The sequence below is a fragment of the Streptomyces sp. NBC_00435 genome, assembly GCF_036014235.1.
GTDB lineage: Bacteria > Actinomycetota > Actinomycetes > Streptomycetales > Streptomycetaceae > Streptomyces.
On sequence record NZ_CP107924.1, the window covers coordinates 5,632,109 to 5,654,320 of the forward strand.

Genomic DNA, 22,212 nt, shown 5'->3' on the forward strand with positions numbered 1-22,212 from the left:
TGCCCTCCGGGGTCGTGCGGGTGCGTGCGCGTCGGCCCCGGGCCCCGCCCCCCGGGCCCCGCTCCCCGGTCCGCGCCCTCCGGTCCGCGGCCAGCCGCCCTGCCCGGTGATTCGGGCTGGGGCGAATCTCTGTCCTCGTAGCCTAGGCGCCCACAGGGTGGTCCGCATGACCACCGTCGACCCCGGCGCGCCCGCCGCCGAACCCGGCACCGCCCCTGCGGAGGAATCCCCAGCAGGCCCCGTCCCCGCCCCCGCCAGGGGACCCGCGGCTTCCGTTCCCGCCTCCGCGGAGGCGGCCGCGGGTCCCGCTCATGCCCCTGCTGAGGCGGCCGCGGGTTCCGTTCCCGCCCCCGAGAAGGGGGCCGGGGGTTATTGGGGCGTGTTCCGGGTGCGGGAGTTCCGGCCCGTCTTCGCCGCGCACCTGCTGTCCGTGCTCGGTGTGGTCGTCGCCGAGATCTCGCTCACCGTGCTCGTGTACCGGGCCACCGGGTCCCCCCTGATGAGCGCCCTCACCTTCGCGCTCGGGTTCCTGCCCTACGCCCTCGGCGGGACCCTCCTCGCGCCGCTCGCCGACCGGCTGCCGGCCCGCCGGGTGCTCGTCGGGTGCGACCTCGTCTGCGCGGCCTGCGCGGCGGCCATGGCCGCGCCCGGCGTCCCGGTCGCGCTGCTCCTCGTACTGCGCTGCGCGATGGCCTTCGTCGCGCCGCTGTTCCAGGGCACCCGCAGCGCCTCCCTCACCGACATCCTCGGCACCGGCGACGCGTACGTCCTGGGCCGCTCGCTCCTGCGCATGGTGGCCCAGAGCGCGCAGCTCATCGGCTTCGGACTCGGCGGACTGCTGCTCACCGTCCTGGCCCCGCGCGGGGCCATCCTCCTCACGGCCGCCGGCTTCCTCGGCTCCGCGACCCTGCTGCGCCTCGGCACCCGGGCCCGGCCCGCCCGGAGCGCGGGACCGGGCCCGGGCGCCGGCCCGCGGGTCTCCCCGCTCGCCGGACTGCGCGCCGTCCTGGGGCACCGCAGGCTGCGGGCGCTCACCCTCCTGTGCTGGCTGCCGCCGCTCTTCGTGGTCGTGCCCGAGGCGCTGCTCACCCCGTACGCGGCCGGCCTCGGAGCCTCCACCGCCGCGCTCGGGCTGCTGATGTGCGCGATGCCGGCCGGGGCCGTCGCGGGGGAGCTGTGGGCGGGCTCCGCGCTCACCGCCCGAACGCGTTCGCGGATCGTGGCCCCGCTCGCCGCCGTCTCCCTGCTGCCGCTGCTCGCCTACGCCGGCCGGCCCGGCGTACCGCTCCTGCTGGGCACGCTCGTCCTGGCCGGGCTGGCCCACGCGTACACCCTCGGCCTGGACCAGTGGTACGTCGAGGCCGTGCCCGAGGAGCTGCGCGGGCGGGCGATGACCTTGCTCAGCACCGGCCTGATGACCCTTCAGGGCGTCGGGATGGCGCTCGCCGGGATCGCGGCGGAGTTCCTGCCCGTCCACGCGGTCGTGGTCTCGGCCGCGATCCTCGGCACGGGGGCCGTCCTGCTGCTGCTCGTCGAAGTGCGCCGGTCGGACGGGCCGAGGAGTGAGACGGGTCCCACCGCCAAATGACCGCCCGGTAGGGTCTGGTGCGTGCCCAAGCCGCTCAGCCTTCCCTTCGACCCCATCGCCCGCGCCGACGAACTGTGGCAGCGGCGCTGGGGTCCGGTGCCCTCGATGGCCGCGATCACCTCGATCATGCGGGCGCACCAGATCCTGCTCGGAGAGGTGGACGCGGTCGTCAAGCCGTACGGTCTGACCTTCGCGCGCTACGAGGCGCTGGTGCTGCTGACCTTCTCCAAGGCCGGGGAACTGCCGATGTCGAAGATCGGCGAGCGGCTGATGGTCCACCCGACGTCGGTGACGAACACGGTGGACCGGCTGGTGAAGTCCGGCCTCGTCGCCAGGCGCCCGAACCCGAACGACGGGCGCGGCACGCTCGCGTCGATCACGGACAAGGGGCGCGAGGTGGTCGAGGCGGCGACCAAGGCGCTGATGGAGATCGATTTCGGACTGGGTGTCTACGACTCCGAGGAGTGCGAGGAGATCTTCGCCCTCCTGCGCCCGCTCCGCGTCGCCGCGGCGGACTTCGACGAGAAGTAGCCGCGAAGCAGTCGGGAAGCCGTCGGGAAGCAGTAGCAGGCGAGGAGCCGCGAGGAGCGGCCCCCGTCAAGATCGTGCAAACCGGACGGCTAGGCTCGACGGCATGAAACGAAGCGTGCTGACCCGCTACCGCGTCATGGCCTACGTGACCGCGGTCATGCTCCTGATCCTCTGCTCCTGCATGGTGGCGAAGTACGGCTTCGACACCGGTGCCGACCTGACCTTCGCGGTCTCGCAGGCACACGGTGTGCTGTTCATGATCTACCTGGTGTTCGCCTTCGACCTGGGTTCCAAGGCAAAGTGGCCCTTCGGCAAGCTCCTGTGGGTCCTGGTCTCCGGCACCATTCCGCTCGCCGCGTTCTTCGTCGAGCGCAAGGTCCGTGCCGAGGTCGAGCCCCTGGTCGAGGGCGGCGTGGCCACCGCCCGCGCCTGACCTCCAGCGATCACCCCCCACCCCCGGGGCGACTCCCCGGGGTCGGCCATCGACATTTACTAGGACGTCCTAGTAAATTCATGGGTATGGACGCTGACGCCATTGAGGAGGGCCGCCGTCGCTGGCAGGCCCGGTACGACAAGGCCCGCAAGCGCGAGGCCGATTTCACCACGCTCTCCGGCGACGCCGTCGATCCCGTCTACGGACCCCGGCCCGGCGACTCGTACGAGGGCTTCGAGCGCATCGGCTGGCCCGGGGAGTATCCGTACACCCGCGGCCTGCACGCCACCGGCTACCGGGGGCGGACCTGGACCATCCGGCAGTTCGCCGGCTTCGGGAACGCCGAGCAGACCAACGAGCGCTACAAGATGATCCTGGCCGCCGGCGGCGGCGGGCTCTCGGTCGCCTTCGACATGCCGACCCTCATGGGACGGGACTCCGACGACCCCCGCGCGCTCGGCGAGGTCGGCCACTGCGGGGTCGCCATCGACTCCGCCGCCGACATGGAGGTCCTCTTCAAGGACATCCCGCTCGGCGACGTGACCACCTCGATGACGATCAGCGGGCCCGCCGTCCCCGCCTTCTGCATGTACCTCGTGGCCGCCGAGCGGCAGGGCGTCGACCCGGCCGTCCTCAACGGGACGCTCCAGACCGACATCTTCAAGGAGTACATCGCCCAGAAGGAGTGGCTCTTCGAGCCCGAGCCGCACCTCCGCCTCATCGGCGACCTCATGGAGTACTGCGCGAACGGCATCCCCGCCTACAAGCCGCTCTCCGTGTCCGGCTACCACATCCGCGAGGCCGGGGCCACGGCCGCGCAGGAGCTCGCGTACACCCTCGCCGACGGCTTCGGCTACGTGGAGCTCGGTCTCTCGCGCGGGCTGGACGTGGACCACTTCGCGTCCGGGCTCTCCTTCTTCTTCGACGCGCACCTCGACTTCTTCGAGGAGATCGCCAAGTTCCGCGCCGCCCGCCGGATCTGGGCCCGCTGGATGAAGGAGGTGTACGGGGCGAAGTCCGACAAGACGATGTGGCTGCGCTTCCACACCCAGACGGCCGGGGTCTCCCTCACCGCCCAGCAGCCGTACAACAACGTCGTGCGCACCGCCGTGGAGGCCCTCGCGGCCGTCCTCGGCGGCACCAACTCGCTCCACACCAACGCCCTCGACGAAACCCTCGCGCTGCCGAGCGAGCAGGCCGCCGAGATCGCCCTGCGCACGCAGCAGGTGCTGATGGAGGAGACCGGCGTGGCCAACGTGGCCGACCCGCTGGGCGGTTCCTGGTTCGTCGAGCAGCTCACCGACCGCATCGAGGCCGACGCCGAGAAGATCTTCGAGCAGATCAAGGAGCGCGGGCTGCGCGCCCACCCGAACGGGCAGCACCCGATCGGCCCGATCACCTCGGGCATCCTGCGCGGCATCGAGGACGGCTGGTTCACCGGGGAGATCGCCGAGTCGGCGTTCCAGTACCAGCGTTCGCTCGAGAAGGGCGACAAGCGGGTCGTCGGCGTCAACTGCCACCACGGCTCGGTCACGGGCGACCTGGAGATCCTCCGGGTCAGCCACGAGGTGGAGACCGTGCAGGTACGGGAGCTCGCCGAGCGCAAGGCGGGCCGCGACGACGCGAAGGTGACGGCGGCGCTGGACGCCATGCTGGCCGCCGCCCGGGACGGGTCCAACATGATCCCCGCCATGCTGGACGCGGTGCGTGCCGAGGCCACGATGGGCGAGATCTGCAACCTGCTGCGGGACGAGTGGGGCACCTACACGGAGCCGCCGGGATTCTGACGCCCGGGCGACGGGACACCCCCTAAGGTGGCGGCCATGACCGGCCGCCACCTTCCCGTTCCCGTGTACGGGGTGAGTGCCCGCGTGGTCGTGCAGGACGGCCGCGGGCCGTACGCGTACATCGCCGCCGACTTCGAGCCGCCCGGCCCGGGCGGGCTGACGGAGGTCCTGAACGCCGTGCCGGCCCGCCTGCTGCCCGCGCAGTACGTGTCCTGCGTGCGGGCGGGCATCGTGCGCGGCCTGGACGGGGTGGCGGCCTCGGTGCTGCTCACCGACGCCGGGTTCCACGAGACGGACTCCTCGGAGTACGGCTACCGGCTCGCCGGGCTGGACGCGGGCCGGGCGGCGCTCGTGGCCTGCGGGCTGCTCCCGCCGGAGGAGGCGGACAGCCTGCGCTGGGCCGACTGGCCGGGCCGCCCAAGGCCCTGGCCGGGCCACAACCCGCGCTCGGACGCGCTGGTGGCTTCGGCCCCGGCCTGGTGCGCGGACTTCCTGCCGCTGTCGGACGGCGGCCGGCCCGCAGTGGTCACACCGCCGGGGCGGGGCCGGAAGGGCCGGCGGCGGGGCCCTGGAGGCCGTGCATGAGCAGGGCGGTGAAGGCGGTCACCCACAGCTCGTCCACCGGCTCCGAGCTGACCAGGGCGCGGTGGACGACCGTGCCCGCGATCACGTCGAAGATCAGGTCCGTGGTGCGGCCGGCGAGGGACTGGTCCTCCTCGTAGGGGAGCTCGCCCCGGGCCTGGGCCCGTTCGCGGCCCAGTACGACGAGACGTTTCTGCCGGTCCACGATCGCCGACCGGATCCGGTCCCGCAGGGCCTCGTCCCGGGTGGACTCGGCGACGACCGCCATCAGGGCGGTACGGGCCTCCGGGCGCCGCAGCAGCGCCGCGAACTGGAGCACGACGTACTCGATGTCGGCCTCGAGCGAGCCGCGGTCGGGGAGTTCGAGGGAGTCGAAGAGCTCCGCGACGGCGTCCACGACCAGTTCGCTCTTGCCCGACCAGCGCCGGTAGAGGGTGGTCTTCGCGACCCCGGCCCGCGCCGAGACGTCCCCCATCGTCAGCTTCGACCAGCCCAGCTCGACCAGCGCGTCCCGTGTCGCGGCCAGGATCGCGGCGTCCGCCGCGGCGCTGCGCGGGCGGCCGGTGCGGCCGGGCGGGGAGGAGGTCACTGAGCTGGGGTTGCGCATGGCCGAGACCATACCCGCCGGTAGGGGAGCCGCTCGGCCCCCCGGAGGTGTGGTTCAGATCACGACCCACGGGCGGGCGGGGGGAGTTACGCTACGACTCGTAGCGTAAGAGCGACAACCACGCGAAGAGCTACCGGCGCCAGGTGGGGACCCGGCGCCACAGCACGGCAAGTACAACAGGTACGGCAAGCAGGGTGGTACCGCACTGCGAGTACCGCGATCGGTTCGTTTCGGCCGATCTTTTACGTCGGCGCGCACACACGGGGGAGGATGTACGCATGCAGCCCAGAAACATGTCCATGAGCGGCGTCGTCGACCTCGCCGCGGTGAAGGCGGCCGGCGAGGCCAAGGCGAAGGCCGAGCAGGCCCGCGCCGAGGCGGCCCGCAAGGCCGCTCAGGGCGGTGCGCCCGCGTCCGCCGGGGCCGTCCCGCCGTCCGCGCTCGTCTTCGACACCGACGAGACCCGCTTCGAGAGCCATGTCGTCCCGCTCTCGGCCGAGGTTCCGGTCATCCTCGACTTCCGTGCCGACGGCTTCGAGCAGGGCCGCGAGCTGAGCCTGCTGCTCGAGCGGCTCACGGTCGAGGCGAACGGCCGGCTGGCGCTGGCCGCACTCGACGTCGCGGCCAGCCAGAACCTGATCCGCGAGTTCCGCGTGCAGGCCCTTCCGGCCGTCTTCGCGGTGGTCGCGGGCCAGGCGATGCCGCTGTTCCAGGACTTCGCGCCCGAGGCCGAGGTCCGTGCGGTCCTGGCCCAGCTGGTCCAGATCGCCGAGGAGCGCTTCGGCATCATCGGCGTGCCGGTGGACCCGGCCGCCGAGGGCATCGCCCCGGGGCCGGGCGCGGCAGCCGCCGAGGAGCCGGCCGGTCCGTACGACGCGCTGCTGGACGAGGCGATCGCGGCGCTGGACGCCGACGACCTGGACGGGGCGGTGCGCGCGTACAGGAACGTGCTGGCGGCCGATCCGTCCAACTCCGACGCGAAGCTGGGCCTGGCGCAGACCGAGCTCTTCGTCCGGGTCAAGGACATGGACCCGCAGGCGGTGCGCGCCGCCGCCGCCGGGAACCCGCGCGACCCCGCGGCGCAGATCGCCGCCGCCGACCTGGATCTGGCCGGCGGTCACGTGGCGGATGCCTTCGGGCGTCTGGTGGACACCGTCAAGGTGACGTTCGGTGAGGACCGCGACGCGGTGCGCGTGCGACTATTGGAGATGTTCGAAGTCGTCGGCCCGGACAACCCGCTCGTCACGTCGGCCCGTACGGCGCTCGCCCGGGTGCTGTTCTAGCGCCGGTCCGGCACCTGTTCGGTGCCGGCGATTTGTTGACACGGAGATAAACAGCGGCCGCACTTTGCCAAAACTTGGCAATTGCGGCCGCTGTTACTCGCAGTAAATCGAACCCCGTGAACTGTCCGGTGTGTTCACTCTTCCTCCGATCTGTCGTGGCCCTGGGTAACACCCTGTGTTGCCGCCCGGCAGTCACAGGTCTTCCCCCGGTTATCTGGCCGTTACCCGCGAGTAACGAACCCCCTTGTGCCCCGGCCGGGAATGGACCACGATCGGCGACGCTCGGTCCTTCCCGCAGAGCCGCTCATCCGGAGCCGCGTGGAGGGTCCCCACCGGGCCGGCCGGTGGCAGTGGCACCGGCCGCGGGACAGGGGGGTCTCCGTCACACGGCGGAGCCTGTCCTCCAGGTTGCGCGAACGCGTGGCCAAGTGGTTGTCGCTCGGGGGTGAACGCCGGTGTACCGGAACGCGGTTGTGCCGCGCCCGGCCGCTTGCGCTCCTTCCCGAGGACGTAGCACTTCTCCCATCCCAGGACGGGTACGGCCCGGACCGGAGATGTACGTCCGAGAAGGAGGAACAAAATGAGTTCTCAGATTCGTGGCGGGACCAGATGGAAGCGCTTCGCGCTCGTCATGGTGCCGAGCATCGCGGCCACGGCCGTGGTCGGTGTGGGTCTGGCGCAGGGTGCCCTCGCGGCCTCCTTCGCCGTCTCGGGCCAGGACTTCAAGGTGTCGGCCGACAAGCTGGACGGTACGAACCTGATCCAGTACGGCGGCGTCGCCGAGGGTCACGACCTCAAGGGCAACGCGGCTCACCACCCGGTCACCATCTCCGGGTTCAGCCACGCCGAGATCACCAACATGTGCCAGTCGCTGGTGACGCCGACCCCGCTCGGCAACATCACCCTGCAGCTGAAGACGGGCACCAAGCCGGGCAAGCCGGCCGTCGCCGACAACATCTACCTGGATGTTGCCGAGCTCGACACCGACGCCGAGTTCACCAACCTGGACATCGGTGTCGCCGTCGGCGACGCGAGCCACAAGACCAAGCCGCAGGCCGGTACGGTCGCCAGCCCCTACGCGTTCTCGCAGCGTGCCGACCGCGCGGTGCTGTCGAACGTGCGCCAGAAGGCGTGGGCCACGACGGCGGGCACCTTCAAGCTGCCCGACCTCAAGCTGCGCCTCCTCGGTGGCGACCAGCCCTGCTACGCGGACGGGCAGTAACCGCTCCCGGTGCGCAACCGGACGGGCGGGCGACGCCGGCAGCCGTCGCCGTCGCCCGCCCGTCCGGGCTCCACATAGTTCTCAGTACCACCCGTTTCCAGGGAGCTGTTGTCCATGAACCCCCAGGCCCCGGTTTACGTGCGCGCCGAAGACGACGCCTGGCTCACCGCGGTGTACTACCACGTCCACGCGTGGAGTGGTCGCCGCCCCTTCTGGGCGGGTCTGATCATTCTCCTCAGCGGTGTTCCGATCGCGTACTTCCCGTACGCGGACGTCCGGCTCGGCAACATCACCATCGCGATGGCGACGACGGCCGGTGCCGGTTCGCTGATCATCGGAGTCCTCCTGGTGACGCTGGGGCTGACGCTCTGGCTCCAGCAGGGCGTACGGATCTTCGTGGGCGTCGCGGCGATGCTGCTGGGGCTGGTGTCCCTGCCGGTGTCGAACCTCGGCGGCTTCGGCATCGGGCTCATCCTCTCCATGGTCGGCGGCGGCATGGCGCTGGCCTGGGCGCCGGGCAAGCCGCAGGACGCGGTGGATCCGGTGGACCAGCTGGACGGCAGGACCCCGGCGCAGGCCGTGGACCTGGGCAAGTCCGAGGCGATGGCGGGCCCCCAGGGCATCCCGGGTCCCCGTGCGACGGAAACGGCATACGCGAGCGAGACGACTGCCCACGCCGATGGCGGGAGGAACAGTGCGGGGTGACGATACGCAACGGGGCGAGGCTCCGGGTGCGGAGTCCCGTGAGAGGAAGGGCCCGCGCCACGCGGCGCCCAGAAAGTCGCTGCTGACCAAGATCCAGATACCCGTCGGCAAGACGATGGCGCTGGCCGCCATGCCCACCGCGGTCTTCGTCGGCATGAGCATGGCGCCGAAGCTGGCCGTGGCCGACGACAAGGAGATCCCCTTCGCGCCCGGACCGTGCGTGACGCGGTCCGACGAGCCCGCGGAGTCCGCCTCCCCGTCGCCGTCGAAGACCCCTTCCAAGACCCCTTCCAAGTCTCCGCAGACGACGCCCTCGGCAGGCAAGTCGCCCACCGCGGTGCCTTCGCCGAGCACGAGCCCGTCGGCGTCCAAGCCGGTGCAGAAGCCCGCTGGGAAGCCGGACGACAAGGCCGCCGTGAAGCCGGCGGCGGTCCCCGCCGCGGGAGCCAAGGGTTCGAACCCGCTGGATCCGCTGGGTGTCGGCGATGCGATCAGGGGCCTCTTCGACGAGCTGGGCCGGCCTCTGGCGAACCCGTCGGCCGGCGCGCCGCAGGCGCCGAAGCCCGCGACCACCATGCCCGCTCCGGCGACCACCACGCCCGCACCCGACCCGGCGGCGGCCAGGATCCGCGACGCCGCGAAGACGGCCGGAGCCGAGGTCTCGGAGCTGTCCGAGGAGGTCAAGGACACCAGGACGACCCCGAAGGACGAGACGGGCGCCGAGGCGGGCAAGGGCAAGGCCAAGGGCACGAAGGAGACGGACAAGGCCGAGGACAAGGCCGAGGACGCGGACGAGGACGGGAAGAAGCCGTTCCCCTGCCCGACCTACGACGCCAAGGCCCTGGCCGACGCCGAAGTGGAGCAGGGCATCCCGCTGCTCCCGGACGAGCCCTGGTACCTCGACAGCTCGCTGCTGACCCTCTACGGCCTCGACTACGAGGGCATCGTCGAGGTGAAGACGGCGGGCGGCAAGACCAAGACGGTCCTGAAGTTCACGGCGGACTCGCTGGACATCAAGGACCTCTACCAGACGGTCGGCAAGGGTGGGCAGGTCGCCCACCTGAAGTCCCGTCCGGGATCGACCTCGAAGATCCGCGGGGCCAAGGTGACGATGTACACCGAGAGCCTCAAGGGCAACCTCTTCGGCCTGATCCCGATCGAGTTCAGCCCGCAGAGCCCGCCGCCACTGAACGTCCCGTTCGCGTTCTTCACGAACGCCAAGGTCGTCCAGGCCGGCCAGTTCGGCGGCACCCTGACCGTTCCGGGCCTCAAGAACTACATCGGCCCGGCGGAGTAGGCGCGTACGGCCTCGCGCGGCCGCACGCACCGAGGGCGGCACCCCGGATCCTCCTCAGGATCGGGGTGCCGCCCTCGGTCTCTGTGCGGCAGAGTTCCGGACGGCGGGGCGACGTCAGTCGCGGACGTCGCCGCCCAGGTGGTGGACGCGGACCATGTTGGTCGTGCCGGGGACGCCGGGGGGCGAACCGGCCGTGATGATCATGGTGTCGCCCCTGTTGTAGCGCCCCAGCTTGAGCAGCTCCACGTCCACGAGGTCGACCATGGAGTCGGTGTTGTCCACGCGCGGGACGACGTACGACTCGACGCCCCAGCTCAGGGTGAGCTGGTTGCGGGTGCCCTCGTCGGTGGTGAAGGCGAGGATCGGCTGGTTCGCGCGGTAGCGCGACAGGCGGCGGGCGGTGTCACCGGAGTGGGTGAAGGCGACCAGGGCCTTGCCGTCCAGGAAGTCCGCGATCTCGCAGGCCGCGCGGGCGACGGAGCCGCCCTGGGTACGGGGCTTCTTGCCCGGGACCAGCGGCTGGAGGCCCTTGGACAGGAGCTCCTCCTCGGCGGCCTCGACGATCTTCGACATCGTCTTGACGGTCTCGATCGGGTAGGCGCCGACCGAGGACTCGGCGGACAGCATGACCGCGTCCGCACCGTCGAGGATCGCGTTGGCGACGTCGGAGGCCTCGGCGCGCGTCGGGCGCGAGTTGGTGATCATCGACTCCATCATCTGGGTCGCGACGATCACCGGCTTGGCGTTGCGGCGGCACATCTCCACGAGGCGCTTCTGCACCATCGGGACCTTCTCGAGCGGGTACTCGACGGCGAGGTCGCCACGGGCGACCATGACCGCGTCGAAGGCCGCGACGACGCCCTCCATGTTGGCGACGGCCTGCGGCTTCTCGACCTTGGCGATGACGGGGACCCGGCGGCCCTCCTCGTCCATGACCTTGTGGACGTCCTTGACGTCGTCGGCGTCACGCACGAAGGAGAGGGCGACCATGTCGCAGCCCATCCGCAGGGCGAAGCGGAGGTCGTCCACGTCCTTCTCCGACAGGGCGGGGACGTTGACGGCGGCACCCGGCAGGTTGATGCCCTTGTGGTCCGAGATGACACCACCCTCGATGACGATGGTCCGGACCCGGGGGCCCTCGACCTCGGTCACGCGGAGCTCGACGTTGCCGTCGTTGATCAGGACCTGGTCGCCCTTGGACACGTCACCCGGCAGACCCTTGTAGGTCGTGCCGCAGATGGACTTGTCGCCCGGGACGTCCTCGGTGGTGATGGTGAACTCGTCACCGCGGACGAGCTCGACGGGACCTTCGGCGAAGGTTTCCAGACGGATCTTCGGACCCTGGAGGTCGGCGAGGACGCCGACGGCACGCCCGGTGTCCTCGGAGACCTTGCGGACGCGGTCGTACCGCTCCTGGTGCTCTGCCTGGGATCCGTGGCTGAAGTTGAATCGGGCCACGTTCATACCGGCCTCGACGAGCGCTTTCAGCTGCTCATACGAGTCGACGGCGGGGCCCAGCGTGCAGACGATTTTGGAACGGCGCATGGAGCGGATCCTATCGGTTTGTTTCGTAGCGGAATATTCCGTCTGGTGGAAAGTCCAAAGTGACTAGCCGGTAACCAGCGCGTACGCCTGGCTGGCGATCTCCAGTTCCTCGTCCGTCGGGACCACGGCCACGGCCACCCGCGCGTACTCCGCGGACACCAGGCGCGGCTCGGGGGACCGCACCGCGTTGGCCTCCAGGTCGAGAGCGAGGCCCAGCTCCTCCAGGCCGGCCAGGGCCATTTCCCGGATGGAGGAGGAGTTCTCGCCGACGCCCGCCGTGAACGCGACCGCGTCGACCCGGCCGAGGACCGCCGAATAGGCGCCGATGTACTTCTTCAAGCGGTGGATGTACGAGGCCAGGGCCAGGCGCGCCGAGGCGTCGCCCTCCTCCGCCCGCCGCTGCACCTCGCGCATGTCGTTGTCGCCGCACAGACCCAGCAGACCGCTCTTCTTGTTCAGCAGCGAGTCGATCTCGTCCACCGACATGCCGCCGACCCGGGCCAGGTGGAAGACGACCGCCGGGTCCAGGTCGCCCGAACGGGTGCCCATGACCAGACCCTCCAGCGGGGTCAGTCCCATCGAGGTCTCCACGCAGACCCCGCCGTGGACGGCGGAGGCCGAGGCGCCGTTGCCCAGGTGGAGCACGATCACGTTCACGTCCTCCTCGGCCTTCCCGAGCAGCGCGGCCGTCGCCCGGGCGACGTAGGCGTGGGAAGTGCCGTGGAATCCGTACCGCCGGATGGAGTACTTGTCGGCCGTCGCGGTGTCGATCGCGTACCGGGCCACGTGCTCCGGCATCGTCGAGTGGAAGGCCGTGTCGAAGACGGCCACCTGCGGCAGGTCCGGGCGCAGCGCGCGCGCCACCTCGATGCCGGTCACGTTCGCCGGGTTGTGCAGCGGGGCGAGCGGGATCAGGGCGCGGATCTCGGCCAGGACCGCGTCGTCGATCAGCGTCGGGTGGGTGAACTTGGTCCCGCCGTGCACCACACGGTGGCCCACGGCGGCCAGTTCGGGCGAGTCCAGGCCCAGCCCGTCGGCGGCGAGCTCGGCCGCGACGGCCTTCAGCGCCGCCTCGTGGTCCGCGATCGGGCCGGTCCGCTCGCGCTTGCCGCCCGCGGCGCCCGAGCCGGTGAACGGCTCGTGACTGAGCCGGGAGGTCTCCTCGCCGATGCGCTCCACCAGACCGACCGCCAGGCGGGAGGAGTCCGCCATGTCGAGCAGCTGGTACTTCACCGACGAGGAGCCGGAGTTGAGGACGAGTACGCGCGATGCGGTCACGATGGGGGTCTTTCCTTCTGGTGGGGGTCTCGGTCGGGAGGGGCGGCGGGTCAGCCGGCCACGGGCTGGGACTGCGCCTGGATCGCGGTGATGGCCACGGTGGTGACGATGTCCTGGACCAGTGCGCCGCGAGAGAGGTCGTTGACCGGCTTGCGCAGACCCTGCAGGACCGGGCCGACCGCCACGGCGCCGGCCGAGCGCTGCACGGCCTTGTACGTGTTGTTGCCGGTGTTGAGGTCCGGGAAGATCAGCACCGTCGCGCGGCCGGCCACGTCGGACTCGGGCAGCTTGGTCGCTGCGACCGAGGGCTCCACGGCGGCGTCGTACTGGATCGGGCCCTCGATCAGCAGGTCGGGGCGCTGCTCGCGGACGATCTCGGTGGCCTTGCGGACCTTGTCCACGTCCGCGCCCGAGCCGGAGGTGCCCGTCGAGTACGAGAGCATCGCGATCCGCGGCTCCAGGCCGAACGCGGCGGCGGTGGTGGCCGACTGGATGGCGATGTCGGCGAGCTGCTCGGCGTTGGGGTCCGGGTTGACGGCACAGTCGCCGTACGCGAGGACCCTGTCGGCCAGGCACATGAAGAAGACCGAGGAGACGATGGAGGCGTCGGGCTTGGTCTTGATGATCTCGAAGGCCGGACGGATGGTGGCGGCGGTGGAGTGCACCGAGCCGGAGACCATGCCGTCCGCCAGGCCCTCCTGGACCATCAGGGTGCCGAAGTAGTTGACGTCGGTGACCACGTCGTTGGCCAGCTCGACCGTCATGCCCTTGTGGGCGCGGGCCCTGGCGTAGTACTCGGCGAACCGTTCCCGCAGCGGAGAGGTCGCCGGGTCGATGAGCTGGGCGGCCGAGATGTCGATGCCCAGGTCGGCGGCCTTCTTCAGGATCGCCGGCTCCTCGCCCAGCAGGGTGAGGTCGCAGACCCCCCGGCGCAGCACCACGTCGGCGGCGCGCAGCACGCGCTCCTCGGTGCCCTCCGGGAGCACCACGCGGCGGCGTTCGGAGCGGGCCCGCTCCAGCAGCTCGTTCTCGAACATCATCGGGGTGACGCGCTCGGAGCGGGCCACCGAGAGCACCTCGCGCAGTTCGGCGGTGTCCACGTGACGCTCGAACAGGCCGAGCGCGGTCTCCAGCTTGCGCGGGGTCGCGGAGTTCAGCCGGCTCTGCAGCGAGAAGAGTTCGGCGGCCGTCGGGAAGCTGTTGCCGGCCACCGAGACCACCGGCGTGCCCGGCGCGAGCTTCGAGGCCAGCGTCAGGATGTCCTGGGTCGGGCGCTCGTTGAGGGTCAGCAGCACGCCGGCGATCGGCGGGGTGCCGGAGGTGTGCGCGGCGAGCGCGCCGATGACCAGGTCGGAGCGGTCCCCGGGGGTGACGACCAGGCAGCCGGGGGTCAGGGCGTTCAGGAAGTTCGGCAGCATGGCGCCGCCGAAGACGAAGTCCAGGGCGTCGCGGGCCAGCCCGGCCTCGTCGCCGAGGAGCACCTCGCCGCCGAGCGCCTGGGTGATCTGCGCGACCGTCGGGGCCGACAGGTGCTTGTCGTCCGGCAGGACGTAGCAGGGGACGGGGAGCCGGGCGGCCAGGCGCTCGGCTATCACCTCGCGGTCCTCGGGGGCGACCCGGTTGACGACCATCGCGCCCACGTGGCAGCCCAGGGCCTCGTACGCGCGGTAGGCGTTGCGGGTTTCGGCGCGCACGGCCTCGGCGGGGTGCTTGGTGCCGCCCACGACGGGGATGACCAGGGCGCCCAGCTCATTGGCGAGACGGGCGTTGAGCGCCAGTTCGTCCGGGAGGTTGGTGTCGGCGTAGTCGGTGCCGAGCACCAGCATGACCTCGTAGTCCCGCGCCACCTCGTGGTAGCGGCCGACGAGCTGGGAGACCAGTTCGTCGGTGCCCTTCTCGGCCAGGATGGCGGAGGCCTCGTGGTACTCCATGCCGTAGGCGGTGGAGGCGTCCTGGTCTATCCGGTAGCGGCCCTTGAGCAGATCGAAGAGCCGGTCGGGCCCGTCGTGCAGCAGGGGCCGGTAGACGCCCACCCGGCCCGTCTGGCGAGTCAGGAGCTCCATGATCCCCAGCTCGACGACCTGGCGGCCGTCCCCCCGCTCGATACCGGTCACGTACACGCTGCGCGTCACGCGTGCTCTCCGTCCCATCGTGTGAACCCTCGGGATCGCCCCACCACGATTCTGGCTGCGGCGGGGCGGAAGTACGAGTCGGTTGTCCCAGTAAATATGGGCTTGACCTCTTGACAATACCCCTGCGGATCGATAGGTCGCCCGCCGGAAAAAGGGCCTGTCGGAGAGGGTCCAAAGCCCCTCCGGACCCCTGCGGCGCGGAGCACCACAGAGCGCGCCCCACCCCCTGCCCGTGGAACAATCGGACAGGCTTCACCATTACGCCCTTCGTATAGCCCTTCATATGTACGGCCGCCCGCCCGCACGCGAACGGCCAGGTACGACCAGGAGCAGGAGACACAGCACGATGCGTATCGGAGTTCTCACCGCAGGCGGCGACTGCCCGGGCCTGAACGCTGTCATCCGGTCGGTCGTACACCGTGCCGTGGTCGGGCACGGGGACGAGGTCATCGGCTTCGAGGACGGCTTCAAGGGCCTCCTCGACGGCAACTTCCGCCCCCTCGACATCAACGCCGTCAGCGGCATCCTCGCCCGCGGCGGAACGATCCTCGGTTCGGCCCGCATGGAGCGCGCCCGGCTCCACGAAGCGGCCGAGAACGCCGTCGAACTGGCCAGGCGCTACGGCATCGACGCCCTGATCCCGATCGGCGGCGAGGGCACCCTCACGGCCGCCCGGATGCTGTCGGACGCCGGAATGCCCGTCGTGGGCGTGCCGAAGACCATCGACAACGACATCTCCTCCACCGACCGCACCTTCGGCTTCGACACCGCCGTCATGGTCGCCACCGAGGCCATCGACCGCCTCAAGACCACCGCCGAATCGCACCAGCGCGTCATGGTCGTCGAGGTCATGGGCCGCCACGCGGGCTGGATCGCCCTGGAGTCCGGCATGGCCGGCGGCGCCCACGGAATCTGCCTTCCGGAGCGCCCCTTCGAGGTGGACGCCCTGGTCAAGATGGTGGAGGAACGATTCGCCCGCGGTAAGAAGTTCGCCGTCATCTGTGTGGCCGAAGGCGCGCACCCGGGTGAGGGGTCCATGCCGTACGAGAAGGGCGCGATCGACCAGTACGGCCACGAGCGCTTCGCCGGCATCGGCAACCGTCTCGCGGTGGAGCTGGAGCGGCGCCTGGGCAAGGAAGCCCGCCCCGTCATCCTCGGCCACGTCCAGCGCGGCGGCACCCCCACCGCCTACGACCGTGTCCTCGCGACCCGCTTCGGCTGGCACGCTGTCGAGGGCGTCCACCGCGGCGACTTCGGCAACATGACGGCCCTGCGCGGCACCGAGATCGTCATGACCCCGCTGGCCGACGCCGTCACAGCGCTCAAGACCGTCCCCGAGGACCGCATGTACGAGGCCGAGTCGGTCTTCTGACCGTCCCGGCCGGCCGGGACCTGCGTCCCGACTTCCGGCGCCGAAAGGCCCCGATCCCGTCCGTCCGCGGACGCGATCGGGGTCTTTCCCGTAGAGGCTCCGGCGGGGAAATGTCCCTGAATGTGTCCTACGCCGCACCGCCGGCGACGGACCAGAAGCGGTCCACGACGTCCGTGAGGAACTCCCGCCCCGCGTCCCCGCTGCCGGCCTCGCCCTGCGCGCCCCCCCAGCCCAGGGTCGCCACCATCCGCGACTGGTACTCGCCGTGCAGCTGCTCCAGCACCCGCTCCAGGTGTGCCTTGGGCACGGGCAGCAGCTTGGTCAGCGGCTTCACGTAGGCCTGCCAGCGCGTGGTCACCGCGCTGCGCAGCAGCTCGGCCAGCTCCTCGTGCTTGCCGGTGGCCGTCACGAACTGGGCCAGGGTCAGTCCCAGCGCGGTGGCCAGGGCGGCGGACTGCCGCTCGTTGGCCTTCCAGCGGCCGGTGTCCTCCATCTTCTGGTACGCACCCGCCTCCACGCCGATCCGCCGGGCCAGCTCATCGGCGGCCAGCCCCCTGGCGATCCGGTGCTCCCGCAAGGTGACGGGCTCGGCGAGCAGTTCGGCGGGGGAGCACCAGAGCACGCCGGCGAGGGCCGTGAGTTCCGCGGAGGTGGGTGAAATCTCGCCACGTTCCCACGCCATCACGGTCTCGGGCGTGACGAGCATTCCGTACTGGGCGCGCAGGCCATAGGCGACATGACCGGGAGCCATGCCCAGGGCCGCGCGGAGACGACGCGCGGCGGGGGCATTGAAAGGGGGGCTGGAGTGCACACGGCACACCGTAGGAGTGGCCGAGGGGTGGCGACTACAGACCAATCAAACAAGCCCATAACTCGTAGGAACGTCCTATGAAGTAAAGGGCTTTGGTCCGTTTTCCCTGCGACTGTCCGGTAATCGGATGGATCCGTGATCCACTTCCTAGCGTACGTTTCCGGCCGCCCGTCGCGATACCCCCGTGCGTGATCCGTCTCACAGGATCCGGACCGGCTCGAACCAGCCACTCGTCCGCTGCGTACTCCAGGGCGGAGGCCCTCGCGAACGGGGGTGGCGAGGGCCTCCGGAATTCCCCTCCTTGCCTTGACGCGGACGTCAAGGATTACCGTCGGGGCCATGCGAATCGGCGAACTGGCCGAGCGGGCGGGCACCAGCACCCGGACGCTCAGGTACTACGAATCGCGGGGACTGCTGCCCGCCCGGCGCGACGGCAACGGCTACCGCACCTACGACGAGGACGACCTGCGGCTGCTCCGCCAGATCCGCACGCTCCAGGACTTCGGCTTCGACCTGGAGGAGACCCGTCCGTTCGTGGAGTGCCTGCGCGCCGGGCATCCGGCCGGCGACTCCTGCCCGGCCTCACTGGCCGTCTACCGGCGCAAGCTCACCGAACTGGACGGCCTGATCGGCCGCCTGGCCGGCGTGCGCGAACAGGTCGCGGGCCAGCTCGCCGAAGCCGAAGCGGCACAGCCCAGATGCGAGATGACCGGATGAGCGGCCGGCGGCCCGCCGGCCGCGACGAGAGGGGAACGACATGATCAAGGCCCATGGTGTGGCCGAAGTGACCGACGCCGACTTCGGGGCGCAGGTGCTCGCCGAGCGCGGCCGGCCCGTCCTGGTGGAGTTCACCGCCGACTGGTGCGGCCCGTGCCGCCAGCTCGCGCCCGTCCTGTCCGCCGTCGCCGCCGAGGAGGCCGGCCGGCTCAAGGTCGTCCAGATCGACGCGGACAGCAACCCCGGCACCCTCGCGCGCTACGGGGTGCTGTCCATGCCCACCCTGCTCGTCTTCAGCGACGGCGAGCCCGTCCGGCAGATGGTCGGGGCCCGGGCCAAGCGCAAGCTCCTGCAGGAACTGGAAGACCTGCTGGCCCCGGCCGGGCCCGCGACCGCGCCTACGGCCGGGACACCGGCCTGAGCCAGACCGTCGCCAGCGGCGGCAGGGTCAGCCGCAGGCTCGTCGCCCGGCCCTGCGCGGGCACCGGCTCGGGCCGCAGCGGCCGCGCGTGGTGCACACCGCTGCCGCCGTAGGGCTCCAGGTCGGTGTTGAGCACCTCCCGCCACTGCGCCACGTCCTCCGGGACCCCGATCCGGTACCCGTGCCGCACCACCGGCGAGAAGTTCGAGACGCACAGCAGCTGCGAGCCGTCCTGCGCGAACCGCAGGAACGCGAAGACGTTGTCCTCCGCGGCGTCGGCCTCCACCCACGCGAAGCCCTCCGGCACGGTGTCCCGCTCCCACAGGGCGGGCGCCGCCCGGTAGGTGCGGTTCAGGTCGCCCACGAGGCTGCGTACGCCCCGGTGGTCACCGGCGGCCGCGTACGAGGAGTCCAGCAGCCACCAGTCCGGCCCGTACGTCTCGGACCACTCCGAACCCTGCGCGAACTCCTGCCCCATGAAGAGCAGCTGCTTGCCGGGGTGGGCCCACATGAAGCCCAGGTACGCCCGGTGCGCGGCCCGCTGCTGCCACCAGTCGCCGGGCATCTTCGACACCAGCGAACCCTTGCCGTGCACCACCTCGTCGTGCGAGATCGGCAGCACGTAGTTCTCGCTGAACGCGTAGACCATCCCGAAGGTCATGTCGTGGTGGTGGTACTTGCGGTGCACCGACTCCTTCGACGCGTAGCGCAGGGTGTCGTGCATCCAGCCCATGTTCCACTTCAGGCCGAAGCCGAGCCCGCCGCCGTCGGTGGGCTGCGTGACGCCCGGCCACGCCGTGGATTCCTCCGCGATGGTCACCACCCCCGGGCAGCGCCGGTAGACGGTCGCGTTCATCTCCTGGAGCAGCGCCACCGCGTCCAGGTTCTCCCGCCCGCCGAGTTCGTTCGGCGTCCACTCGCCCTCGCCGCGCGAGTAGTCGAGGTAGAGCATCGAGGCCACCGCGTCCACGCGCAGCCCGTCCACGTGGAACTCCTGGCACCAGTACACGGCGTTGGCGACCAGGAAGTTGCGGACCTCCCGGCGCCCGTAGTCGAACTCCAGCGTCCCCCAGTCCGGGTGCGCGGCCCGCTGCGGGTCGTGGTGCTCGTACAGCGGCCGCCCGTCGAACTCGGCGAGCGCCCAGTCGTCGCGCGGGAAGTGCGCCGGCACCCAGTCGACGATCACCCCGATCCCGGCCCGGTGCAGCGAGTCCACCAGGAAGCGGAAGTCGTCAGGGGTGCCCATCCGGGAGGTCGGCGCGTAGAAGCCGGTGACCTGGTAGCCCCACGAGCCGCCGAAGGGGTGCTCGGCGACGGGCATCAGCTCCACGTGCGTGAAGCCCAGCTCCGTCACGTACGCGGGCAGCTGCTCGGCCAGCTGCCGGTACGAGAGCCCCGGCCGCCAGGAGGCCAGGTGCAGCTCGTACACCGAGAAAGGGGCCTGGTGCGGCGGACGGACGCCGCGCGAGGCCATCCACCCGGCGTCCTGCCAGACGTAGGAGGAGGCCGTCACCACCGAGGCGTTGGCCGGCGGGACCTCGGCGTGCTTGGCCATCGGGTCGGCGCGCAGGGTGTGCGAGCCGTCCGGGCGCGTGATGTCGTACTTGTACAGGGCGCCCTCGCCGACCCCCGGCAGGAACAGCTCCCACACGCCGGTCGAACCGAGCGAGCGCATCGGGTGGGCGACCGGGTCCCAGTGCGAGAAGTCCCCGGTGACCCGCACGCCCTGCGCGTTCGGAGCCCATACGGTGAACCGGGTGCCGGCCACGCCCTGGTGCTCCATCGGCTCCGAGCCGAGCGCCGTCCACAGCTCCTCGTGCCGTCCCTCACCGATCAGGTGCAGGTCGAGCTCGCCGAGCGAGGGCAGGAACCGGTAGGGGTCGTGGACCTCCACCTCGTCGCTGTCGTACGTCACGAGCAGCCGGTAGTCCGGCACCCCGGCCAGCGGCAGCAGCCCGGAGAACATCCCGTCCCCGTCGTCGAAGAGCTCGGCCCGCAGCCCCTTGGCGACGACGGTGACCGCCTTCGCGTACGGGCGCAGCACCCGGAAGGACACCCCGCCCCGCTGGGCGCGGGCGCCGAGCACCCCGTGCGGATCGTGGTGGCGGCCCTCCAGCAGCCGGGCCCGTTCCTCCGCGCCGAGTGCCGGTGCCGGCCGGACCCCGTGCGGCGGGGCGGCCCGCCGGGCCCGCGGTGCCCTGGCCTTCTTCGCACCCGTTTCGGGGGCGGTGGCGGGGCCGGCGGCGGGGCCGGAGACGGGCTTGGCTTCGGCGCGGACGGTCGGTGACGGCTGTCGTGCGGCGCTCACGCGAGCGGCCTCCTCGGGGGCTTCGGGTGGGGAGTGGCGGATCCGGGGATGGGGGGATGGGTACGGTGCGAGGGGGGACGCTGCGGCTCGGACAGCCGCCGGATCGCCGCCATCGGCACGTGCAACCAGTCGGGGCGGTGCCGGGACTCGTAGCGGGCCTCGTACACCGCCTTGTCGGTCTCGTAGGCGCGCAGGAGTACGGGGTCCTCGCGCGGGTCCCGTCCGGTCGTGCGGGCGTAGCCCTCGCAGAAGGCGGCCCGGCAGGCGTCCGCCCAGGCGGGGGCGAACGGCCGGTGCGAACGGGCGGCGTAGTCGAAGGAGCGCAGTATCCCGGCGATGTCCCGGACCGCCGGCTCGGGGCGGCGCCGGTCGGCCAGCGGCCGGGCCGGCTCCCCCTCGAAGTCGATCAGCGCCCAGCTGCCGTCCGCGGTGCGCAGGGTCTGGCCCAGGTGCAGGTCCCCGTGGATCCGCTGGGCGGGCACCCCGGCCCCGCGGGAGGCGGCCAGCGCGTCGAAGGCGCCGCGCAGCCCGGCCTCGTAGGGGCGCAGGGCGGGCACCTCGCGGGCGGTGGCGGCCAGCCGCGCGGTCATCCCGGCGGCCAGCCGGGCCGTCTGCTCCGGACCCAGCGCGACGGTCGGCAGCGCCGCGGCCAGCGCGCTGTGCACCTCGGCGGTGGCCCGGCCCAGTGCGTGTGCCTCGGCGGTGAAGTCGGCCCCGGCCCGCAGCCGGCCGAGCGCGAGCTGCCAGCCGTCGTCGGAGCCGCGCAGGTACGGCTGGAGCACGCCCAGGGTCAGCGGTTCGGAGCCGGGCAGCTCGGCCTCGTACCAGGCGACCGGTGCGGGTACCCGGGCGCAGCCCGCGGCGGCCAGGGCCCGGGGCAGCTCCAGATCCGGATTGACCCCGGGGCCGACCCGCCTGAAGATCTTCAGAATGTACGAATCCCCGTAGATCAGTGAGGAATTGGTCTGCTCCCCGGACAGCGGCCGGGGCGTGGGGGCCTCGGGGATCAGGGCGCCCGGATCCCGGTCGAAGCGGAGCGGGCCGAGCGTGCCGGGGGAGCGCAGCCGCTCCAGCAGCAGCGCGGCGAGCCGGGGGTCCCCCAGGCCCTCGTACACCGACTGGCCGGCGTACGGGCCCTGCTCGGCGTGGCCGATCAGGGCCGGCGCGAGGGCCGGCGGCAGCGGGCTCGGGCGGATGCCGAGCAGCAGCTGGTAGCAGTCCCCGTCCACGTCGAGCAGCAGGTGCAGCAGCCCGGGAGTGGCTCCGGGCGGCAGCAGTTCGGCCGCCGAGACCGCTCTGAGCCGCCCGATGGCACGGCCCTTGCCCGCGAACCAGCGCTGCGCGGGCAGCCAGGCCCGCAGCATCGGCTCCAGTGGACCGAGCCCGGTGGCCCGGTCGGCGGTGAGCCGGTCGGCGGTGAGCCGGTCCCGGGCGGATGCAGCCTCCGACATGGCGTCGCGTCCTTTCCCCGGGCCGTCAAAGAATGCGCAGAGTGTCCCGGATCGCGCTGATTGCTTCTCCGGTGTGAGCGAGTGTCGGGTCAGGATGCTCCTTACAGGGGCGGGCGATTGACCCATTCGCCCGCCCTTCGTG

The 22,212-nt window shown here is 71.5% G+C and carries 19 protein-coding genes; 12 read left to right on the forward strand and 7 right to left on the reverse strand.

Annotation, left to right across the window (positions count from 1 at the left end):
- Positions 1 to 166 precede the first annotated feature (166 nt).
- The 5 genes from OG389_RS26005 (at position 167) to OG389_RS26025 (ending at position 4,924) form a co-directional block, all read left to right on the forward strand.
- On the forward strand, positions 167 to 1,588 hold the full coding sequence (locus OG389_RS26005) for an MFS transporter (protein WP_443059340.1): 1,422 nt from the start codon (positions 167 to 169) through the stop codon (positions 1,586 to 1,588).
- A 21-nt stretch (positions 1,589 to 1,609) separates the two neighbouring features.
- On the forward strand, positions 1,610 to 2,119 hold the full coding sequence (locus tag OG389_RS26010) for a MarR family winged helix-turn-helix transcriptional regulator (protein WP_328300858.1): 510 nt from the start codon (positions 1,610 to 1,612) through the stop codon (positions 2,117 to 2,119).
- Between the two features lie 103 nt (positions 2,120 to 2,222).
- Entirely contained in the window at positions 2,223 to 2,552 is a 330-nt protein-coding gene (locus OG389_RS26015; protein WP_328300859.1) for a DUF3817 domain-containing protein, read from the forward strand.
- Between the two features lie 86 nt (positions 2,553 to 2,638).
- Positions 2,639 to 4,339, forward strand: a complete 1,701-nt coding sequence (locus tag OG389_RS26020; protein ID WP_328300860.1) for an acyl-CoA mutase large subunit family protein — start codon at positions 2,639 to 2,641, stop codon at positions 4,337 to 4,339.
- Between the two features lie 36 nt (positions 4,340 to 4,375).
- On the forward strand, positions 4,376 to 4,924 hold the full coding sequence (locus OG389_RS26025) for a hypothetical protein (RefSeq protein ID WP_328300861.1): 549 nt from the start codon (positions 4,376 to 4,378) through the stop codon (positions 4,922 to 4,924).
- Here OG389_RS26025 and OG389_RS26030 read toward each other — a convergent pair.
- Positions 4,866 to 5,528, reverse strand: a complete 663-nt coding sequence (locus tag OG389_RS26030) for a TetR/AcrR family transcriptional regulator (RefSeq protein ID WP_328300862.1) — start codon at positions 5,526 to 5,528, stop codon at positions 4,866 to 4,868. The two genes, OG389_RS26025 and OG389_RS26030, sit on opposite strands and share 59 nt — an antisense overlap.
- A 278-nt stretch (positions 5,529 to 5,806) precedes the next feature.
- Here OG389_RS26030 and OG389_RS26035 point away from each other — a divergent pair, with 278 nt between their 5' ends.
- The 4 genes from OG389_RS26035 to OG389_RS26050 all read left to right on the forward strand — a co-directional run bounded on the left by OG389_RS26035 (position 5,807) and on the right by OG389_RS26050 (position 10,035).
- Entirely contained in the window at positions 5,807 to 6,811 is a 1,005-nt protein-coding gene (locus OG389_RS26035) for a tetratricopeptide repeat protein (RefSeq protein WP_328300863.1), read from the forward strand.
- A 580-nt stretch (positions 6,812 to 7,391) separates the two neighbouring features.
- A complete protein-coding gene (locus OG389_RS26040; RefSeq protein WP_328300864.1) occupies positions 7,392 to 8,033 on the forward strand; it encodes a DUF6230 family protein in 642 nt (213 codons plus the stop codon).
- Between the two features lie 114 nt (positions 8,034 to 8,147).
- Entirely contained in the window at positions 8,148 to 8,738 is a 591-nt protein-coding gene (locus tag OG389_RS26045; protein ID WP_328300865.1) for a DUF6114 domain-containing protein, read from the forward strand.
- The gene (locus OG389_RS26050; RefSeq protein ID WP_328300866.1) at positions 8,728 to 10,035 is read left to right on the forward strand and encodes a hypothetical protein; all 1,308 of its coding nucleotides are present in this window, start codon (positions 8,728 to 8,730) and stop codon (positions 10,033 to 10,035) included. The genes OG389_RS26045 and OG389_RS26050 overlap by 11 nt, the downstream gene beginning before the upstream one ends.
- Positions 10,036 to 10,149: 114 nt before the next feature.
- Here OG389_RS26050 and pyk read toward each other — a convergent pair whose 3' ends face one another.
- The 3 genes from pyk to pta form a co-directional block, all read right to left on the reverse strand.
- Positions 10,150 to 11,580, reverse strand: coding sequence for a pyruvate kinase (gene pyk, locus OG389_RS26055; RefSeq protein ID WP_328300867.1), 1,431 nt, complete (start codon positions 11,578 to 11,580; stop codon positions 10,150 to 10,152).
- A gap of 63 nt (positions 11,581 to 11,643) precedes the next feature.
- Positions 11,644 to 12,858: an acetate kinase gene (locus OG389_RS26060; protein ID WP_328300868.1), complete on the reverse strand. Its 1,215-nt coding sequence runs from the start codon at positions 12,856 to 12,858 to the stop codon at positions 11,644 to 11,646.
- 50 nt (positions 12,859 to 12,908) lie between these two features.
- Positions 12,909 to 14,990 (reverse strand): phosphate acetyltransferase, encoded by a 2,082-nt coding sequence (pta, locus tag OG389_RS26065; RefSeq protein ID WP_328300869.1) that lies wholly within the window; start codon positions 14,988 to 14,990, stop codon positions 12,909 to 12,911.
- Positions 14,991 to 15,336: 346 nt separating this feature from the next.
- Between pta and OG389_RS26070 the strand changes: the two genes are divergently transcribed.
- A complete protein-coding gene (locus OG389_RS26070; RefSeq protein WP_328300870.1) occupies positions 15,337 to 16,362 on the forward strand; it encodes an ATP-dependent 6-phosphofructokinase in 1,026 nt (341 codons plus the stop codon).
- 127 nt (positions 16,363 to 16,489) lie between these two features.
- On the opposite strand, the gene OG389_RS26075 is transcribed toward OG389_RS26070, so the two are convergent.
- On the reverse strand, positions 16,490 to 17,173 hold the full coding sequence (locus OG389_RS26075; RefSeq protein ID WP_328300871.1) for a helix-turn-helix domain-containing protein: 684 nt from the start codon (positions 17,171 to 17,173) through the stop codon (positions 16,490 to 16,492).
- A 339-nt stretch (positions 17,174 to 17,512) separates the two neighbouring features.
- Between OG389_RS26075 and OG389_RS26080 the strand changes: the two genes are divergently transcribed.
- Both OG389_RS26080 and OG389_RS26085 read left to right on the forward strand, forming a co-directional pair.
- Positions 17,513 to 17,890 (forward strand): MerR family transcriptional regulator, encoded by a 378-nt coding sequence (locus OG389_RS26080; protein WP_328300872.1) that lies wholly within the window; start codon positions 17,513 to 17,515, stop codon positions 17,888 to 17,890.
- Positions 17,891 to 17,930: 40 nt separating this feature from the next.
- Complete coding sequence (locus OG389_RS26085) at positions 17,931 to 18,311, forward strand: thioredoxin family protein (RefSeq protein WP_328300873.1); 381 nt, start codon at positions 17,931 to 17,933, stop codon at positions 18,309 to 18,311.
- Here OG389_RS26085 and glgB read toward each other — a convergent pair.
- Both glgB and OG389_RS26095 read right to left on the reverse strand, forming a co-directional pair.
- Positions 18,289 to 20,661: a 1,4-alpha-glucan branching enzyme gene (gene glgB, locus OG389_RS26090; protein ID WP_443059461.1), complete on the reverse strand. Its 2,373-nt coding sequence runs from the start codon at positions 20,659 to 20,661 to the stop codon at positions 18,289 to 18,291. The genes OG389_RS26085 and glgB overlap by 23 nt on opposite strands.
- On the reverse strand, positions 20,616 to 22,070 hold the full coding sequence (locus OG389_RS26095; protein WP_443059341.1) for a maltokinase N-terminal cap-like domain-containing protein: 1,455 nt from the start codon (positions 22,068 to 22,070) through the stop codon (positions 20,616 to 20,618). The genes glgB and OG389_RS26095 overlap by 46 nt, the downstream gene beginning before the upstream one ends.
- Positions 22,071 to 22,212 lie beyond the last annotated feature (142 nt).

What these genes read in the sequence shown, in the direction of transcription:
- OG389_RS26005 (WP_443059340.1), top strand. Translation starts at nt 167, where the DNA reads ATGACCACCGTCGACCCCGGCGCGCCCGCCGCCGAACCCGGCACCGCC.
- OG389_RS26015 (WP_328300859.1), top strand. Translation starts at nt 2,223, where the DNA reads ATGAAACGAAGCGTGCTGACCCGCTACCGCGTCATGGCCTACGTGACC.
- OG389_RS26020 (WP_328300860.1), top strand. Translation starts at nt 2,639, where the DNA reads ATGGACGCTGACGCCATTGAGGAGGGCCGCCGTCGCTGGCAGGCCCGG.
- OG389_RS26025 (WP_328300861.1), top strand. Translation starts at nt 4,376, where the DNA reads ATGACCGGCCGCCACCTTCCCGTTCCCGTGTACGGGGTGAGTGCCCGC.
- OG389_RS26030 (WP_328300862.1), bottom strand. Translation starts at nt 5,528, where the DNA reads ATGCGCAACCCCAGCTCAGTGACCTCCTCCCCGCCCGGCCGCACCGGC.
- OG389_RS26035 (WP_328300863.1), top strand. Translation starts at nt 5,807, where the DNA reads ATGCAGCCCAGAAACATGTCCATGAGCGGCGTCGTCGACCTCGCCGCG.
- OG389_RS26040 (WP_328300864.1), top strand. Translation starts at nt 7,392, where the DNA reads ATGAGTTCTCAGATTCGTGGCGGGACCAGATGGAAGCGCTTCGCGCTC.
- OG389_RS26045 (WP_328300865.1), top strand. Translation starts at nt 8,148, where the DNA reads ATGAACCCCCAGGCCCCGGTTTACGTGCGCGCCGAAGACGACGCCTGG.
- pyk (WP_328300867.1), bottom strand. Translation starts at nt 11,580, where the DNA reads ATGCGCCGTTCCAAAATCGTCTGCACGCTGGGCCCCGCCGTCGACTCG.
- OG389_RS26070 (WP_328300870.1), top strand. Translation starts at nt 15,337, where the DNA reads ATGCGTATCGGAGTTCTCACCGCAGGCGGCGACTGCCCGGGCCTGAAC.
- OG389_RS26080 (WP_328300872.1), top strand. Translation starts at nt 17,513, where the DNA reads ATGCGAATCGGCGAACTGGCCGAGCGGGCGGGCACCAGCACCCGGACG.
- OG389_RS26085 (WP_328300873.1), top strand. Translation starts at nt 17,931, where the DNA reads ATGATCAAGGCCCATGGTGTGGCCGAAGTGACCGACGCCGACTTCGGG.
- OG389_RS26095 (WP_443059341.1), bottom strand. Translation starts at nt 22,070, where the DNA reads ATGTCGGAGGCTGCATCCGCCCGGGACCGGCTCACCGCCGACCGGCTC.